Origin of the sequence: Streptomyces sp. NPDC127098, from assembly GCF_042722465.1 — a bacterium.
GTDB classification, from domain to species: Bacteria; Actinomycetota; Actinomycetes; order Streptomycetales; family Streptomycetaceae; genus Streptomyces; species Streptomyces millisiae.
This window is the reverse complement of sequence record NZ_JBHXFJ010000101.1, coordinates 1-16679: the sequence shown is the minus strand read 5'-3', so window position 1 is coordinate 16679 and position 16679 is coordinate 1. Positions and strand designations below refer to the sequence as shown.

Annotated in this window: 15 protein-coding genes and 1 pseudogene; 8 read left to right on the top strand and 8 right to left on the bottom strand. The window is 73.7% G+C overall.

Annotation, left to right across the window (positions count from 1 at the left end; all coding sequences use genetic code 11):
* Positions 1 to 155 precede the first annotated feature (155 nt).
* From ACFWI8_RS34580 to ACFWI8_RS34570, 3 genes are read left to right on the top strand one after another with little or no spacing between them, the layout of a single operon-like run.
* Positions 156 to 764 (top strand): hypothetical protein, encoded by a 609-nt coding sequence (locus ACFWI8_RS34580; RefSeq protein WP_387099717.1) that lies wholly within the window; start codon positions 156 to 158, stop codon positions 762 to 764.
* A gap of 29 nt (positions 765 to 793) precedes the next feature.
* Positions 794 to 1966 (top strand): sensor histidine kinase, encoded by a 1173-nt coding sequence (locus ACFWI8_RS34575; protein WP_387099714.1) that lies wholly within the window; start codon positions 794 to 796, stop codon positions 1964 to 1966.
* Positions 1963 to 2646, top strand: coding sequence for a response regulator (locus tag ACFWI8_RS34570; RefSeq protein ID WP_387099711.1), 684 nt, complete (start codon positions 1963 to 1965; stop codon positions 2644 to 2646). The genes ACFWI8_RS34575 and ACFWI8_RS34570 overlap by 4 nt, the downstream gene beginning before the upstream one ends.
* Before the next feature lie 14 nt (positions 2647 to 2660).
* Here ACFWI8_RS34570 and ACFWI8_RS34565 read toward each other — a convergent pair whose 3' ends face one another.
* The 3 genes from ACFWI8_RS34565 to ACFWI8_RS34555 form a co-directional block, all read right to left on the bottom strand.
* Positions 2661 to 3536: an alpha/beta fold hydrolase gene (locus ACFWI8_RS34565; protein ID WP_387099708.1), complete on the bottom strand. Its 876-nt coding sequence runs from the start codon at positions 3534 to 3536 to the stop codon at positions 2661 to 2663.
* A gap of 93 nt (positions 3537 to 3629) precedes the next feature.
* A complete protein-coding gene (locus ACFWI8_RS34560) occupies positions 3630 to 6626 on the bottom strand; it encodes a hypothetical protein (RefSeq protein WP_387099706.1) in 2997 nt (998 codons plus the stop codon).
* Positions 6623 to 7090 (bottom strand): hypothetical protein, encoded by a 468-nt coding sequence (locus ACFWI8_RS34555; protein WP_387099704.1) that lies wholly within the window; start codon positions 7088 to 7090, stop codon positions 6623 to 6625. The genes ACFWI8_RS34560 and ACFWI8_RS34555 overlap by 4 nt, the downstream gene beginning before the upstream one ends.
* A 114-nt stretch (positions 7091 to 7204) precedes the next feature.
* On the opposite strand from ACFWI8_RS34555, the gene ACFWI8_RS34550 reads away from it, so the two are divergent.
* Complete coding sequence (locus ACFWI8_RS34550) at positions 7205 to 8521, top strand: hypothetical protein (RefSeq protein ID WP_387099701.1); 1317 nt, start codon at positions 7205 to 7207, stop codon at positions 8519 to 8521.
* 40 nt (positions 8522 to 8561) lie between these two features.
* On the opposite strand, the gene ACFWI8_RS34545 is transcribed toward ACFWI8_RS34550, so the two are convergent.
* A complete protein-coding gene (locus ACFWI8_RS34545) occupies positions 8562 to 9212 on the bottom strand; it encodes a TetR/AcrR family transcriptional regulator (protein ID WP_387099698.1) in 651 nt (216 codons plus the stop codon).
* A 63-nt stretch (positions 9213 to 9275) separates the two neighbouring features.
* On the opposite strand from ACFWI8_RS34545, the gene ACFWI8_RS34540 reads away from it, so the two are divergent.
* Positions 9276 to 9938, top strand: coding sequence for a CatB-related O-acetyltransferase (locus ACFWI8_RS34540; RefSeq protein WP_387099695.1), 663 nt, complete (start codon positions 9276 to 9278; stop codon positions 9936 to 9938).
* 41 nt (positions 9939 to 9979) lie between these two features.
* On the opposite strand, the gene ACFWI8_RS34535 is transcribed toward ACFWI8_RS34540, so the two are convergent.
* On the bottom strand, positions 9980 to 11530 hold the full coding sequence (locus ACFWI8_RS34535; protein ID WP_387099692.1) for a carboxylesterase/lipase family protein: 1551 nt from the start codon (positions 11528 to 11530) through the stop codon (positions 9980 to 9982).
* A gap of 178 nt (positions 11531 to 11708) precedes the next feature.
* Here ACFWI8_RS34535 and ACFWI8_RS34530 point away from each other — a divergent pair, with 178 nt between their 5' ends.
* Entirely contained in the window at positions 11709 to 12197 is a 489-nt protein-coding gene (locus tag ACFWI8_RS34530; RefSeq protein WP_387099690.1) for a VOC family protein, read from the top strand.
* 58 nt (positions 12198 to 12255) lie between these two features.
* On the opposite strand, the gene ACFWI8_RS34525 is transcribed toward ACFWI8_RS34530, so the two are convergent.
* Positions 12256 to 12942 carry a 2-phosphosulfolactate phosphatase gene (locus ACFWI8_RS34525; RefSeq protein ID WP_387099687.1) on the bottom strand — a complete coding sequence of 229 codons (687 nt, stop codon included), beginning with the start codon at positions 12940 to 12942 and terminating at the stop codon, positions 12256 to 12258.
* Between the two features lie 259 nt (positions 12943 to 13201).
* Between ACFWI8_RS34525 and ACFWI8_RS34520 the strand changes: the two genes are divergently transcribed.
* On the top strand, positions 13202 to 13711 hold the full coding sequence (locus tag ACFWI8_RS34520) for a GNAT family N-acetyltransferase (RefSeq protein WP_387099684.1): 510 nt from the start codon (positions 13202 to 13204) through the stop codon (positions 13709 to 13711).
* 90 nt (positions 13712 to 13801) lie between these two features.
* Here the strand turns inward: ACFWI8_RS34520 and ACFWI8_RS34515 are convergent, their stop codons facing one another.
* Complete coding sequence (locus ACFWI8_RS34515; protein WP_387099681.1) at positions 13802 to 14407, bottom strand: hypothetical protein; 606 nt, start codon at positions 14405 to 14407, stop codon at positions 13802 to 13804.
* A gap of 371 nt (positions 14408 to 14778) precedes the next feature.
* Between ACFWI8_RS34515 and ACFWI8_RS34510 the strand changes: the two genes are divergently transcribed.
* The gene (locus tag ACFWI8_RS34510; protein WP_387099678.1) at positions 14779 to 16170 is read left to right on the top strand and encodes an oxygenase MpaB family protein; all 1392 of its coding nucleotides are present in this window, start codon (positions 14779 to 14781) and stop codon (positions 16168 to 16170) included.
* Between the two features lie 43 nt (positions 16171 to 16213).
* On the opposite strand, the pseudogene ACFWI8_RS34505 reads toward ACFWI8_RS34510, so the two are convergent.
* A pseudogene (locus tag ACFWI8_RS34505) lies at positions 16214 to 16679 on the bottom strand (hypothetical protein); the annotation flags it as partial.

The window sequence follows — 16679 nt, the reverse complement described above, 5'->3', positions numbered from 1 at the left end:
ACCCACACCCAAAACACCCGGGCCCGCTCCTTATGTTAATACCACACACAATTTCCGGGCCCCCCCCTGGCGGCCAACCCCCCAGGTCCGGGGTCCCCCCGCCCCGTCAGCGTGCTCCGTCGCGCGAGGGAGGACGAAGATGGGTCGCGCCGGCGATGTCCGGCACGGCCGCCCTGCTGATCATCGAGGGCATGCACAAAACCTTCGCCTTCGTCGCCGCCCCGCTCCTGATCACGGCCTACGGGCTCATCCGCGCCCTCGACGGCCTGGACGGGGAACGCGGCCCGGGACCCGCGTGGACGACCGGCCACCTGGCCTTTCTCCTCGCGCTGCTCCTGTTCGTCCCGGTGCTCCGGGAGATGCGACGACTGACGGGCGGCAGGGCCCTCGCCACGGCCACCCTCGTCATCGCGCTCGTCGGCGTCACCTGCTCCCTGGCCCAGGTCTCCATCGACCTGGTCATCGGCCTGCTGGCGGCCGACCACGACGACATGCGGCGCATGTTCACCGACGTGCACAACCTGCCCGGCATGGACGTCGCCGTCTACGAGGCGGGACCGGTGCTGTTCTTCCTCGGGCTGCTCGTGCTGGCCTGCCACCTCGCGGCGGCCCGCGCCGTACCGGCGTGGCGCGCGGCGGCCGTGTCGCTCGCGGTACTGGTCGCCCCGATCGATCTCGACCTGCTGCCGGCCGTCGGCCTGCTGCTGCTCGTCGGCCTCGCCCCGTTCCCCCGCGGAGCCCGGCCCGCCGCCGCGCGTTCCTGAGGACCGCCGAAGTGGGAGAATCCAGGCTCGTGTCCGCCCCTACCGCCCCGCGGCTCGACCGCCTGCTGAGTTCCCCCTGGTCGGACGTGGGACTCGCGGTCGTCGCCGCCATCGCCCAGACCGCGCCGCTGCTGTTCCGCCACAGCGACAGCGGGCTCCCCTGGCACTTGTGGGGCTACGTCGCCACGGTCGGCGCCTCGCTTCCGCTGGTCGCGCGGCGCCACCGCCCCGTCTCGGTGCTGCTGGTCTGCGCCGTCTTCTCCGGCCTCTACGACCTCGCCGACCCGGTCGCGCCCCAGCCGCTGTGGTACGGCGTCCTCATCGCCCTGCACGGGGTGGCGGCCACCGCCCCGCCCAGAGTGCGGATACCGATCTTCGTGGTCATGTGCGCCGTCGGCCTCCTGACCGTCGGCTCCCCGGACACCGCGACGCGCGGCATCGTGCTGTACATCGCCGCCTATGCCCTTGGCAGGGCCACGGCCGGCTCTCGCGCCCAGGCCGCCGTCCTCGCCGAGCGCGCCCTCCGCCTGGAACGCGAACGCCGCACGCACGAGGAGCGCGCGGCCGAACGTGAACGGGCCCGCATCGCCCGCGACATGCACGACGTCCTGGCCCACTCCATCAGTCTCATGATCGTCCAGGCCGAGGCTGGCCCCGTCGCGTTGCACACCGAACCCGGCCGCGCCGCCGCGGCGTTCGGTGCGATCGCACGCACCGGCCGCGACGCCCTCGACCAGTTGCGGCGCATGCTCGCCGTGCTCCACGACACCGACGGCACCCGTGCCCCACAACCCACGATCCACGACCTGCCCGCGCTCGCCCGCCAAGTCGCCGGGGCCGGACTCGACGTGCGGCTCACCACCGAGGGCGACCCGCGGCCGATCCCCGCCGACTGCGGCCTCGCCGCCTACCGGATCGCCCAGGAGGCGCTGACCAACGTCGTCAAACACGCCGGCGCGGCCCACGCCGAGATACGGCTGCGCTGGCACGACGACGGCCTGGAGATCCATGTCCTCGACGACGGCCACGGCGTTCCCGGCCTCGACCTGCCGTCCGGCGGCAACGGCCTGATCGGCGTCCGGGAGCGCGCCGCCGCCTGCGGCGGGACCGCGACGGCCGGCCCCAGGAGGGACCGTCACCCCGGCTTCGAGGTGCGCGCGCTCCTCCCTCTTCCCGCCCCCGAACGGGCGGTGCCGGCATGACCATCCGCGTCGTGGTCGCCGACGACCAGGAGCTGGTCCGCGCCGGATTCGCCATGATCCTGGCCGCCCAACCCGACATCGAGGTCGTCGCCGAGAGCGGGAACGGGTTCGAGGCGGTCGGCGCCGCCCGCACCCACCGCCCCGACGTCGTCCTGCTCGACATCCGCATGCCGGGGATGGACGGCATCGAGGCGGCCCGGATCATCTGCGCCGAAACCCCCTCCCGAGTGATCATGCTGACCACCTTCGGACAGGACGACTACGTCTTCGACGCGCTGCGCGCCGGCGCCAGCGGCTTCCTCCTCAAGGACGTGCGACGTGACGACCTCGTCCACGCGGTCCGGGTCGCCGTGGCGGGGGAGTCCCTGCTGGCCCCCTCCGTCACCCGCACCCTGGTCGCCGCCTTCACCTCGGGCAGGGCCGTGCGTCCCCCGCGAACGGAACTGCTGACGGTTCTCACGGAGCGCGAACGGGAGACCCTGCGGCTACTCGGCCGTGGCCTGTCCAACGCGGAGATCGCCACCACTCTGGTGGTGAGCGAGCACACGGTGAAGACCCACGTCAGCAACCTCCTCGCCAAGCTCGGCCTCCGCGACCGCGCCCAGGCGGTCATCGCCGCCTACGAGAGCGGGCTCGTGATCCCCGGCCAACTGGGCGACGCGGAGCCCGACCTCGGCTGACGCGGAGTGCCTGATCACGGGCGGCCCGGAGCCGTTCGGAGGAAGTCGTTGAGCGCCGAGGCCAGGGCCTCGGGCGCCTCTTCGGCGACGTGGTGCCCGGAGTCGATGCCGTGCCCGCGGACGTCGGTGGCCCACCGGCGCCAGATCGCGACGGGATCGCCGTAGAGGTCCTCCAGGTCGTCCCGCAGTGACCACAGGACCAGCGTCGGACACCCGACACGTGTGCCGGCGTCCCGGTCGGCCTCCTCGTGCCGCCGGTCGACGGTGAGGCCGGCGCGGTAGTCCTCGAGCATCGCCCGCACCACGTCGGGATCGCGGGTGGCCCGCCGCCACTCGTCGTGGTTCTCCCGCCCCATGACCTCGGGATCGCCGTGGTACCAGCTGTCGGGGTCGGCGGTGATGACCCGCTCGGGGATCCCCGGCTGCGCGAAGAAGAACCAGTGCCACCACTGGGTGGCGAACTCGGCCGTGATCCGCGTCAGATGCTCCGTCAGCGGCAGACAGTCCAGGAACGCCACCCGGGAGACGGCGTCGGGATGGTCGAGCGCCAGGCGCAGCGCCACAGCGCCCCCACGGTTGTGCCCGGCGAGCGCGAACCGGCGGAGCCCGAGGTGACGCATCACGGCCACCACGTCCCCGGCGACCGCCCGCTTGGAATACCCCTCGTGGTCCGCCGTGAACCGCGGTCCCCTGGAACGCCCGTACCCGCGCAGGTCCGGGCAGACCACCGTGTGCCCGGCCGCCACGAGCCGCGGCGCGACCCGGTGCCACGTCGCCGACGTGCGCGGATGGCCGTGCAGCAGCACCACAGGCGGGCCCTGCCCGCCGAAGCGGACGAAGACCGACGCGTCACCGACGTCGACCCGCGCCTCCTCGAACCCCTCGAACATCGAGCCTCCCTCGGTCCCTCCTGCCCCGGCCGACACCGGCCATGCGTGCGTCGGGCCCCACCAGGGCGGCTGGCGCCGACTGCCCCGGCCCTGTCAGGAGTCGACGCGGCGGTGGGCGCGGCGCAGGGCGCGGGCCTCCCGACGGCGGCCCGTGGCGGCCAGACGGTGGACCAGGTATCTCCTGGCCAGGGCGAGGGGTGGCCCGTACTTCTCGGGGTCGACGGCGGCGAGGCGGGCGGTGACCTCGACCGCCCGCTCGGTGACCGGGACGGACTCCGCGTGCTCGCCCTCCCACCACAGCGCGTCGGCCAGCCGGGTCAACGCGTAGGCGTGGTCGGGCTCGTGCACCACGGGGTCCAGCGCGGCCAGCCGGGCGCGCACCTCCACGGCCTCCCGCAGGGCGGCCAGGTCGTGCGTGCGCGATACCCCGTCCGCCGCGGTCGGACGGTGCAGGTCAAGCAGCATCGCGAAGTGCGGGCCGTGGGCCGCGAGGTCGGCGGAGGCCAGGTGGCGGTAGAGGGTGAGCTGCACGTCGTCCAGCACGTCCGGGACCTGCGAGCCGTACGTCGCCCAGTGCTCGGCACGGTGCGGCTCGGCCGTGTCGCCGAGCCGGTCGCCCAACGCCGCCGCCTCCCGCTCGTCGGTCAACGCCGCGGCCTCCATCCCGCAGGCGTGCCGCACGGCCGCGCTGGTCCACAGCGTGCCGGCGAGCGTGGCCTCCAGCGCCACCGGGTTGGCCCGCGCTCGGCGACGGTCGATCTCCACGGCCTGCTCGATCGCCGCGAGGGCCTCCTCCCGCCAGCGCGGCGGCGGCAGGAACTCCGGGTCCGGCGCGCCGCCGGACCTGAGATGCCAGGTCAGCAGCTCTTCCGCGTGCTTCCCCTGCTCCGTCAGCAGCGACGCGAGGTTCGCGAGTCCGTTGGCGAGCGCGCCCTCGTACGCCGCGGGATGGTCGGCCGCCAGCTCGCGCAGCACCGTCACCGCCTGCCGCGTCGCGTCGACGGCCGCCTCCTTGCGGAGCGCGGCGGAGAGGTCGGCGCCGTGGTTGAGCAGGGCGATCGCGAGGTCCGCCCGGTACGCGCCGGGGTGCGCGGCGGCCAGCCGGCCGTAGCGGGCCAGCGCCTCCGAGCCGGCCTGGAGGGACTCCAGCCAACGGCCGGCGTGCTTCAGCAGGTTGCCGTAGTTGGACAGGGACAGGGCGAGGTCGGCGGCGTGCCGGCCCACCGGGTCGGTCAGCCGCCGGCGGCGGATCTCCACCGACCGTTCCATGGCGGCCACGGCCTCGTCGGTCCGCCGCTCCCGGTCATAACGCAGGCTGAGGTTGTTCAACGCCCGGGCGAGTTCGTGCTCGTACCGGTCGGGGGCGGCCCGGGCCAGCGCCTCGTAGCCGGCCGTGCCCCGCTCGGTCGCGGCCAGGCTCTCGGCGTAGCGGCCGGCGCCGGCCAGGCTCCAACCGAGGTTGAGATGAATGGCGGCCCGCTCCGCCGGGTCGTCGGTGGCGGCCAGCCGGTGGTCGGCCAGCCGGACCGCCAGCACCGCCCCCGCCGGGTCGAGGTCGGCGTCGTCCCGGTTCGGCAGGTGGGCGGCGACCGCGGCGAGCACCTCGATGTCGAGGTCCGACAGGGCGGCCACCGCGCCGAGCGCGCCGCCGCCCGCGGCCACGGCCAGCCACGGCGCCTCGCGCAGCAGCGGATCGAGGTACCCGGCGCGTACGTGCGGCCACCGGTCGGCGGCCGCGGCCACCAGTGTGAGGGCGCGCGGCGTCCACGGGGTGGTCGTCGTCCCGGCGTCGTGCGGCAGCAGCGCGTGCAGCGCCGACGGCGCCCAGTCCTGGGCCGGGTAGTCGGCGGAGTGGCCGGGCAGGGTGAGGGCGACGAAGTCCTCGGCCAGCCGGTCGGGGGTCAGCGGCTCCAGCACGGTGGGCCGTGCGGGGTCGGCGGGCGGGTAGTGCCTGGCGTGGTCGGCCAGCGCACGCTCGGCGGGGCGCGGCCCGCCGGCGCCGAGCGACGCCAGCGCGGCGACGCCGGCGCTCGGCGCCAGGGAACCGGTGAGGGCGGCGGCGAAGACGGTCCGGTTCATCCCGTCCGGCGTGGTCTCCGGGGCGGGGTCGGTGTCCTGGTGGGGCCATCGGCGGGCCCACTGCCGTTGCTCGCGGTCCAGCAGGTAGGTGGTCAGCCCGGCCGTGTTCCGCGGGGGGCGGCGCCCGGCCCGGTGGGCGTCCACGGCCACCAGCGCCGCCATGTGCACGGTCAGGGTGAGCCCGAAGTCCGGGCCGCTCAGTGGCATGGGGGGCGCGATGTCGGCGGCCGTCGGCAGGCCGTGGCGGGCGGCGAAGCTGTCGCGGGCCGCGCGGAACATCCGGGCCCGCTCGCCGGGACCGCCCGCCGCGTCGGTGCCGTCCGCGCCGCCTATGCCGTCCGGGTCGTCGGCGGGGAGCGGCGTCAGCGGGTGTCCCGCGGTGGCGGCCTGGAGGTCCGCGAGGGTGGCGCGGACCGCCGGCCAGGCGTCGGCGGTCCGGCCGAGCAACAGCAGCCGGGTCGGCAGGCCGGGGCGGTGCAGCAGGGCGTTGCTGAACAGCCAGGTGAGGTGCGGCAGCGGCCACTGGTCGGCGTAGTCGACCACCAGCATCAGACCGGCGGCGCCGTCGGTGGTCAGGTCCTGGCTGCCCGGCGGCGGCAGCACGCTGCCCGGCCCGTGAACGGCGCTGACGACCTTCCAGCCGTCCGCGAGCGACTCGCGGGCGAACCGGGCGGCGAGCCGGGTCTTGCCCTGTCCGCCCGGCCCGTGCAGCCAACGGGCGGCGAGCCGCCGGTCCATCAGCCGCCAGGCGTGCAGCGCGGCGAGGTCCGCCGCGCGGCCGGTGAACGGAACGATCTCGTGCCGGGCGCTCAGCATCCGACTGGGCAGTTCCCGCAACCACGCGTCGTCGGCGGGCGGCACGGCCCGCCAGTTCTCCAGGACGTAGACGGGCTGTCCGTCGCCGAAGACGTGCAGGTCGGCGCCGATCACCCCGTACGCGAAGCCGCCCTCCGCGCGCACCACCTGACGCGGGTACGGATCGCCGGCGCCGGCGTTCGGCGGGCCGGTCACCCGGGCCGGCCTGCCCCACCCACCGGGCCGTCGTCGGCGTCGGGCGTCGACGGAAGATGGACGTGGACGCTGCTGCCCGGGCCCTGGGCGCCGAACGCCGTGCCGCCGGCGTGCGCGGTGATGTGCTGCACCCACTGCTGGGTGCCGGGCGGCAGGTCGGCGGCGGCCCGCTCCACCAACAGCCGCACGTCCTCACCCGCCTCGGGGTGTTCGTTCAACAGCACCGCCAGCCGCCGGGCCCACGGCCGCAGCAGGTCCTCACGGGCCGCCTGCGGATCCGGGTCGTCGGCCACCAGGCGGGCGTCGCCGTCCAGTTGGGCGCCGACCGTCGCCGGCTCGTCCGCGCCGCGGCGCCGGAACAACTCGGCGACCCGGCCGCGGGTGGCCTCCCACGCGGAGGTGGCCATGGCCCCCACGATCGTCGTCGCGCCGGCCATGGCCAACACGCTCATCGGGTCGCTCATCAAGTCTCCTGTTCCCCCGGGAGATTGAGTGACAGTCTAGCCACGGGCGCGGCCCGGCGGCCCGCGTTCGCGTGGCCGACGAACTCGGCGCGGCGAAGAGCACGGGGAGGACGGATGGAACGCACCGCCTGGGCGGACGCCGAGCGGATCGACCGACAGGCCGCCCGCTATCTCGACGGCGGGTACACCGAGCCGCTGCGCCGCCTGATCCGCTCGGTGCCGTTGGCCGACGGGGTGCGGCTGGCGCGGCGCCTGCCCACCCCTCCCGTGGACGGCTCCGCGCTGTCCCTGCTGGCCACCGCCGACGAGCGGGCCGTCCGCGACGCCGCCGACGCGGCGGCGCGCGCGGTCCGCACCGACCACGCCGTCCGGGCGGGCGCCGCACAGTGGGTGTCCTTCGGCGTCGGTGACCCGGTGCTGACGGTGACCACCCTCCCGGAGCCCGGCCTGACGCGGATCATGATGCTCGACGGCGTCACCTGGCGCGAGATCTACCACGGGGAACTGGAGCACCACGCCGTGGGCTGCGTGGACGCGGAGAACGTCGTCGCCGTGCGCGACGACCCGGCACGGCGGCTGGCGCTGGTCCACTACGTGGCCGGCACCGAGAAACTGGTGATGACCGGGCAGGCGCTGCTCGGCACCCGACCGGCGGGCACCGCGGCCGGCTTCGTCGCCGGCAGCGGGCTCGCCCCCGCGGTCGCGGTGGCCGGTCCCGACCGGGAGCCCGACATCGTGGACCTCGCGCCGTTCGGCCTGGAGGCCGCCGCCCGGCTCGCGGTGGACCCCACCGGGCGCGCCGTCGCGTTCGGCGGCACCGCGGCGGTCGTGGTGACGGACGCGCGCATGGAGCACCTGCTGGCGCGCAACGTGGTGCCCCCGCCGCACGGCCCCGTCCGCGGCCTGGCCTTCACCGGCCCCGACACGCTCGTGGTCGGCGGGCAGGCCGGCGGCCTCAGCCGATGGCGCGTCTCCCCGCACGAGGCGCTGGCCCTGGAGGGGATCGCCGAGGCACCCAGGCTCGACGGGCTGTGCGCCATCCCCGCCTGGGGCGTGATCGGCGGCCGCTCGGGCGGCGAGCACCAGTACTTCGACCCGGACACCCTGGCACCGGTGTCCGCGCCCCGCCCGCTGCTGGAAGCCGGGTGGAACCCGCGGCTGGTGCACACCGTCACGGGATCGGCCGACGGCCGGTTCGCCGTCGTGGACGGCTTCCTCGACCCGGGCCCCGACGGTGTGCCAGCGCCCGCGATGGCCCGCTACGACTTCCACCACCCGCTGGCCCGCCTGCTGCGCCCCGTCGGCTCACTCGACGACGCCGACCTGGCGGCACTCGCCGAAGCCGCCGCCCCCGGCTCGGGGCTGCCGCACCGCGAGACGCTCGCCCTCCTCCACGCCGTCGCCACCACCAGCCGCGCCGACCGCGGTTGAACTCGGCGCGCCGTCCGTAAGCGGGCGCACCGGAAGCCGGTCAGGCCCCGCCGGCCGGCGGCGGTCCGGCGAAGGCGCCGGCGGAGGCGGCGAGTACGGCGGTCCTGGCCGCGTGGTCGGGCAGCCCCGGGTCGAGCGGGGCGCGGAGCAGGACCAGGTGGTGGTACAGCGGCGCGGTGGCGGCGACGAGCAGTCGCCGCGGGTCGGTGCCCGGCGGGAGCTCGCCGCGCCGGGCCGCGCGGCCGACGACGATCTCGCACCGGGCGTACCGGTCCTCCCAGAGCCGCTGTTGGGCGCGGTTGGCCTGCTCGGAGCGGAACGAGGCGGCGATCAGGGCCGTGACGATCGGCGGGGTCGCGGTGAGCGCCGTCTGGATCTCGTGGTTCAGCGCCGCCAGGTCGCCCTGGAGCGTGCCGGTGTCCGGGGGCCGCCAGTCGTCGTCGCTCGCGGCGTCGAGGACGTCGGCGAGCAGGCCGCCGACGTCTCCCCAACGTCGGTGCACCGTCGTGCGGTGCACGCCGGCACGGGCGGCGACGGCCTCCAGGGTGAGCCCGTCATAGCCGTGTTCGCCGAGCTCGGCGCGGACGGCGTCGAGCACCAGGGCGCGCGTGCGAGCGGTGCGGCCGCCGGGCCGGGTTCGGCCCGGCGGGGTCGGCCCGGTCTCCGCTGGCGGTGAGGCTTGGGGACTCATGCGCCCCACACTAATGCATCGTGTGTAGCATTAGCGGCGCTCTCCGGAAAGGAACGGATCACGATGCCAGCAGTCCCCGCCGACCCGACCCTGCTCCACCCCATGCCCGAGCAGCCCCGGGTGGTGCTGCTGAAACCGCTGGTCACCTCGCCGCTGATCGAGGTGGGCGACTTCTCCTACTACGACGACCCGGACGACCCCACCGCCTTCGAGACCCGCAACGTGCTGTACCACTACGGGCCGGAGAAGCTGGTCATCGGGAAGTTCTGCGCGCTCGGCGAGGGCGTGCGCTTCATCATGAACGGCGCCAACCACCGCATGGACGGCCCCTCGACGTTCCCCTTCCCGATCATGGGCGGCTCCTGGGCCGAGCACTTCGACCTCATCGCCGACCTCCCCGGTCGCGGCGACACCGTGGTGGGCAACGACGTCTGGCTCGGTTACCGGTCCCTGGTGATGCCCGGCGTCCGCATCGGCCACGGAGCGGTCGTCGCCTCCGGCTCCGTCGTCGTCGACGACGTCCCCGACTACGGCATCGTCGGCGGCAACCCCGCCCGCCTCATCCGCCACCGCCACAGCGACGCGGACATCGACCGCCTCCTCGCCCTGGCCTGGTGGGACTGGCCGCTCCAGCACATCACCGAGCACATCCGCACCATCATGTCGGGCAGTGTCGACGACCTGGAGAACGCGGCCCCAGGGCGCCGAGCGGACGGACACGCGTGATCTCCACCCGGGCCGAACGCGACTCGTGAGGGGCCGTGGCCTCAGGTGTCCGGAAGCCCACGCGAACGGCGCCCGCCCACCTGCCCGGGGCACAGCGGGTCGAACCGGATGTCGCGCCACAAGGCCCGTGGCGCGGAGGTGTCGTCCGCGGCCAGGTGGTCGCCAGGGACGGCCCAGGACAGGACGGGCGTGGTGCCGGCGGTGACCGCCGGCCAGCCCGGGTCACCGGTGGCCGCGAAACCGACCCAGGAGCGGAGCATGCGGCGGGACAGCGCGCGGTCGTGGTCGTCCGGGGCGCCGCCGATGAGGAAGTCTGCGCCGACGGCCGCCAGGTTGCCGAAGGCGAAGGGGATGTCCGCGGTGTGCCAGGGCCTGGCCGCCCCACGCCTGCGGGCGAAGCGGGCCAGATACGCCCGGCCGCCGGCCCTCGCGTGCTGCTCGGCCAGGCGGGTGGTGTACTCGCCGAACCGCGCGTCGCCGAAGATCGCGAGGTAGCGGTCGAGTACCGGTGCGCCCGGCATCAACGACCGGTAGTCGTCCACCAGGCGGGCCGGAAGGCCAAGGGCCTTGGCGAAGTGCGCCAGCTCCGCCTCGGAGGCGACCTCCCGCACGGCCCCCACCGCGTGGAGGAACCAGTACTCCTCCACCGTGTGACAGACCAGCAGGTCCACCCCCCGCGCCGCCCCGGAAGCGAGCACGCGCAGTGGATCCGCTGCCAGCACCTCGCCTTCGACGACGGGTTGGAAGAGCACCGGGTCGAACGCCTCGACCGCCGTCACGGGATCGGACCCGCAGCCTGCGGCGACCTCGTCGGAAGCGGACACAAGCGCCTCGGGAGACACGGACAACAGGCCCTCCGCCGTCGGAGCGACGCCGGCCACCGCCGCGATCCGCTCCGCCACCGCGGCCGCCAGCCCGACCGTGTGGAAGGCACTGGGCACGCTGTGGGCGATGGCCCGCCGGAACAGTCCCCGCGCCCGCTCCATGGCCATCAGACAGGCCACCGACCCGCCTCCGGCCGAGTGCCCGGCGACGGTGACGTTCCCGGGATCGCCCCCGAAGACGGCGATGTTCTCCCGCACCCAGCACAGCGCGGCGACCTGGTCGAGCAACCCACGGTTGTCCGGGAAGCCGGACACCCGACCGAAGCCCTCGAAGCCCACCCGGTAGTTGCAGCTGACCACGACCAACCCGGCGCGGGCCAGGGCCGTCCCGTCGAAGTCGGGCTGGGCCGAGGAGCCGAACGTGTAGGCGCCGCCGTGTATCCAGAAGAACACCGGAAGCGCGCCACCAGCCGCACGCTCCGGCACCCACACGTTGACGGAGAGGACGTCCTCGTCCCCGGGGCGCCACACCGGCGATCCCGGCAACTCCGCCGACTGCGGGGCGACGGGACCGAAGGCCGTGCCGTCCCGGACCCCAGCCCAGGCCCGCGCCGGCTCCGGCTCCCGGAACCGGCGGACGCCGAAAGGTGCCGCCGCGTACGGGATCCCGAGCACGGCGACGACTCCGTCGCCGGCCGCCCTGCCCCGCACCCGGCCGCTCGTCGTCCGAAAGACCGCCCCACCACCGCACCGCTGCCGCTCACCCATCGCGCGTCAGTGTCGCTCACCGACCGGCACCCACGCGACGAAGTATCGCTCCCGCCCGGATGCCCGCCCCGCGACGCTTACCTACGCTGGAGCCAACATCGGGTGCCCCTCACCCGCCCCCGCGCGCTCGACCAGCGCGTTCGCGGCGCGGCCGGGCTCGTGAGCGGAAGGAGCGCGCATGTCGCAGCAGCCGTCCGGGGACAACGCCTTCCCCGCGCCGAGCGAGGGCATGGCGATGACCCTCTTTCTCACCGTGAGCGACGTGGCGCGGTCGCGACGGTTCTACAGCGAGGTGCTGGGCGGAGAGATCGTGCTGGCGGACAATCCCTGCACCATCAAGCTCGCCAACAGCTGGGTCATCATGAACCCCGGCGGCGGGCCCACACCCGACAAACCCGATGTGACGCTGCGTCCCCCGGACGGCTCAAACACGGTCTCCAGTTTCATGAACCTCCGAGTAGCGGACATCCAGGCCACCTACGCGGACTGGACGGCCAGGGGCGCCGAGTTCCTGACCCCACCCATCGACCGGGAGGCCGAGCTGCGCTGCTACCTGCGCGATCCCGACGGCTACCTGATCGAGGTCGGCCAGGCCACCGGAATGCTGCACGGGCACTTCGCCCGCAAGGAGAAAAAGACCAGCCCGGGGGACCGGCGGCCGGACTGACCCCGCCCGTCGCCCAGGTGGCGCAGGCGCCCCAACACGGCGATGGCCCTCCCCGGCTCTAGGTTGGCGAAGGCAGGGCGCAGGGACGAAGGACCATGAGCGAGTCCTCCAAGGTCGCCACCATGGCGAAGGGGAACCGGTCGAGTTCGAGACAGAGCGCGACGTCATCGGGATGGACTCCTTGGCGCGCGCCCTCCGACAGCTCGGCGGCGGCGCGCGACCCGGCGGCGCGGCGGAGATATCCGGCGGCCTCCGTCCCGTCCGCGGTGGCTTGCCGAGCGATGTACTGAGCGCACGCTAGGTCTTCGTCGGCCTGCCCGTCCTCGCCGGTGACCACGAACGTGACACGGTCACACCCGCGTGTCCGCAGGAGCCGAGCCGTCGCCCCCGCCACCACGAAGCTGGCGCACAGCACCAGCGACGCCTCCCTGACCGCGAGGGCACCGACCGTCCCGGCCGTCGTCTTCTGCACAACGGTCCGTCCGCCGAGGTCGAGGGACCGCAGCATGCCCGGCGAGTTGACCATGTCGAACCCGGGGGCGGGCGGACCGTCCTTGAGCGCCACCCGATCGGGGTGGCGAGCCTTGAGCGCCAGGGCCTCGTCCAGCGACTCGGCAAGAACGATCTTTTCCGCACCCTGGGCGAACGCCCAGGCAGCCACGGTGAAAGCCCGCATGACGTCGACAACGACGGCCACGGAAGGGGCTTCGACCAGCTCGGCGATGCCGACGAAACGAGCGTCCATTCCGCCCATGATCGTGCACACCCGATCCGGAGCGGTCAGTAAGTGAACCACTTCACATCGCCGCTCTCGGAGCGCGGGCGACAACGGCGCAGTTGACCCCGGGACGGGGGTGCGCCTCTAGACGTCCTCCGCGACTCGCTAGAATCACCCTCACCAGCGAGGCGAGGCCTTCCCGGCCGGATCCACATCCACCGGGGAGGCTTTTTTCATGCCCGGGGCCGACTCGCCCGCCGGTTGACTCATCCTGCCAAGGGGACCCATGACAGACGTATCCGTGTGCCTCGCCACCGCTGCCGACCGCCCCGTAACGGAGCGACTGTGGCTGATGTTCCGCCACGACATGTCCGAGTTCCGTGATGTGCTGCCCAACCCCGACGGAACCTTCCGGAGCGACCGGTTCCGAGCAGCGTTCACGGACAGCGACTGGGCGCCATACCTGGTGAGGCGCGGCGAGCACCCGGTCGGTCTCGCGTTCGTCCGCGGCCTGGCGGGCCCCAACCGCGTACTGAACAGCTTCTTCGTCGTGCGCGGGGCACGGCGAACGGGGATCGGTCTGCGCGCCGTCGAGGAGATCGTGGCCAAGCATCCGGGCCCGTGGCAGGTCGCCTTCCAGGACGACAACACGGTCGCAGTGCGCTTCTGGCGTCGCGTCGCCACCGAGATCGCCGGTGCCGCCTGGACCGAGGCGCGCAAGCCGGTACCCGGCCGGCCCGACCTGCCACCTGACGTGTGGATCTCGTTCAGCACTTCCGCGGAGACCGGCAGCTGAACACATCGAGTGCTGGGATGCGGCCGAGAACAACTCGGCGGCACCCCGGCCCGAGGGTCTCGTCGGAGAGTTCGCCGACGGGCCGCCGCGTCAGTAGGGCAGCCCGACCAGCCCCCAACCGCGCCGATCGGCCTCCGCCACCACGTCCGCCCACTCACGCAGCAGCGCGACGGCCTGGTCGAAGCTCCTCGGCCGCCCCGCCCAGCCCGCCGCCTCGGCCGCGAACGGCGCCCGGAGCTCCTCCAGTCGGGGCCCGGCCCGCTCCCACGCCCGGGCCAGCGCCGGCACCTCGTCGGGTGGGCGGAACAGCAGCAGTCGGGCGTGCCACGGGTTGGCGCCCACCGTGGCCACGGGCTCGTCATCGGGCCCGTCCCACACGAGGCCGCCCAGGAACGTGTCCAGCGCGACACGCAAGTCCGGTGCGGTGAACTCCCGCATGTCGTCCCAGGCGTTGCTCAATTCGAAGTGCCACTTGTACGACCCGGTGGTGTGAACGAACCGGTACTCGGCGCACCACCGCTGCTCCTGCCCACGGGGCCACACCCAACCACCTGTCACCGCCACGTCGGCCTCCGCGCACGGAACACAACAGAAGTCCGGACAGACGGCATCGATCAGCGCTTCGACACGCTCACCGGCGGGCACCCGGTTCAGGCGTCCCCAGTCGACCATGACCACGGTGATGTCCAACCCCATCCGGGCACCCTCCCTGGCAGGCCCTGTTCCCACTCCGACGCCACAAGCCGCCCCAGTGTCGCTGTGGCCGCCTACCGCCAGGGACGAAGCCGAGACCGGCGGGAGCGCCACCGTCCGAATCAGATCATCCTCGGCGCAGGCGTGCACTTCGAATTTTCCTCCTGACACGACGGCTGCTCGTCACAGGCCACAGGAGCACCGCCCACAGCAACAAGCCCGCTCTCGCGGGGCCGCCTCCCCCACGTCGCCTGAATCATCCGAACGGGTGGTTTGAGCTGGGGCTGTCACGCGGGCGGCCGGGCGCGCGCTTGAGTGGGTCGGCGCGCGTGGTGACCACCCCGTGCGCCGCGACCGTACCTCCTGGAGGGTTCATGACGGCCAGTCATCCGGTCCTCACCGACTCCCTGTTACGGCACACCCTCGCGGAACGACGCGTCGCCCTGGTCGCCTGGCGGCTGCTGACCCTGCAGACCGCGCATCCCGTCGTCGCCGCGGGGATGGCGGACTGGTCCACGTACCGGGCGCATCCGTGGCGACGGGTCGAGCACACCATGGACAGCGGACGCCGTCTGTTCTTCCACGACCGAGACGCGTTGCGCCGCGAGGTCGCCCGCCTGGATCGCACACACCGCCGCATCCGCGGCACCGACCCGGCCGGCCGGGCGTACACGGCCGAGGACCCGGAGGTCCGCATCTGGGTGCTGGTGACCCTCTACGAGACGTTGACCGCGCTGCGGGCACTCTCCGGCGATCCCTTCACGCCCGCCGAACTCGAGCGGCTCTACTCCGAGTTCCGTGCTGTATGCGGGGAATTCGGCCTGCCGGACAAGCTGTGGCCGGCGACCGCCGCGGACGTTCCCGGATACATCGACCGCACCATCCGCGAACGCCTGGCGGACGGACCGGAGTTCCGGTACATGCTGTCCGGGATCCTGCAGGAGGCGCCCCGTCCCAGGCGCCTGTGGTTCGTGGGGCCCGCCTGGCCGGCGCTGCGGGTGCTGATCGCCCGGCTGGTGACGACGCTGACCGTCGCGGACCTGCCACCCGCCCTCCGGGAGCGGTTCGAGCTGCGCAGCGGCCGGGGTGCGGCCCTGCTGTCCTGGGCCGTGCACCACGGAGCGCGGCACGTCATGACCCGGCTGCCACACCGATGGCGCTTCCGTCTCTCGGCGACCGCGACGCCTGCCCCCACGCGTCCACGGCGGGCCGGTCGCACGCGCCGCCGTGACACCCGCCCGGTCCGCCTCGACACGTTCTTCCGGCAGGTCCTCGACCAGACCGGAGACGGCTTCATCGGCGTCGCCGATCTCCGGGCCATGGCGCACAACGTCTGCTGGCCGTTGGAGCTGACGGCCGAACGCGAGGCCGAGGTCCACGCCGCCTTCGACACGTGGTGGCGGCACCTGGAGGAGACCATGGACGCCGACGGCGACGGGCGGATCAGCCGGGAGGAGTTCGTGGCGGCCACGATGGCCGGAGTCGACCGGGCCCCCGACCAGCTCGCCAAGGGACTGCACGTCGCGGTCCGAGCGATGTTCCGTGCCGCGGACACCGACGGCGACGGACACCTGTGCGCCGACGAGTACCGCACGGTGTTCGGCGGCACCCGGGTTCACCCGGCCGAGCTCAACCAGGGATTCCGCGAGTTGGACGCAGACAGGGACGGCCAGATCACGGAGCAGGAGTTCGTCCAGGCGTTCACGGACTACTTCACCGCTCGCACCGCGACCACCCCGGGCACCCACATGTTCGGCCGGCCCTAGGCGTCCCAGCCGCCCGCCGACCGCCGGCGGGCGTGCGGTGCTTCTACTGGGCCCCGCCGCGCCAGACGGTGAGGTCGATGGTCACGTACTCGGTCGTGTAGTCCTTGACCGTGATCAGACCGATGTCCCCCGCGGTGGTGGTCAGGCAGATCTCGGAGCCGGGCGGCGCCTCCTCCTCGATGACGAGCACGTCGGTGTACCGGGTCACCGAGCGGCAGGTGTCGAGTGAGCCCGTCTCGTCCTGCCGGAGCAGGGCCAGGGTGTTGTCGCCGCTGGTCAGCAGACGAGGCTCCAGAATGAAGTCCGATCCGGAGTACCCGAGGTCGCCCTCGTAGCCGGGGCCGGCCTCCGCCCGAACCGGCCTGGGCGGGTCCTCCCACAGCGAGATGACGTAGTAGTCCGAGATGGAAAGGTCCTCGTAGGTCACCGGTTCGGGTTCGGCGGGTGGTTCGGAGGTGGTTTCGGAGGGGGTGGTCTCCGTTTCTTCCTCGTCCGGGGTGGTTTCCTGG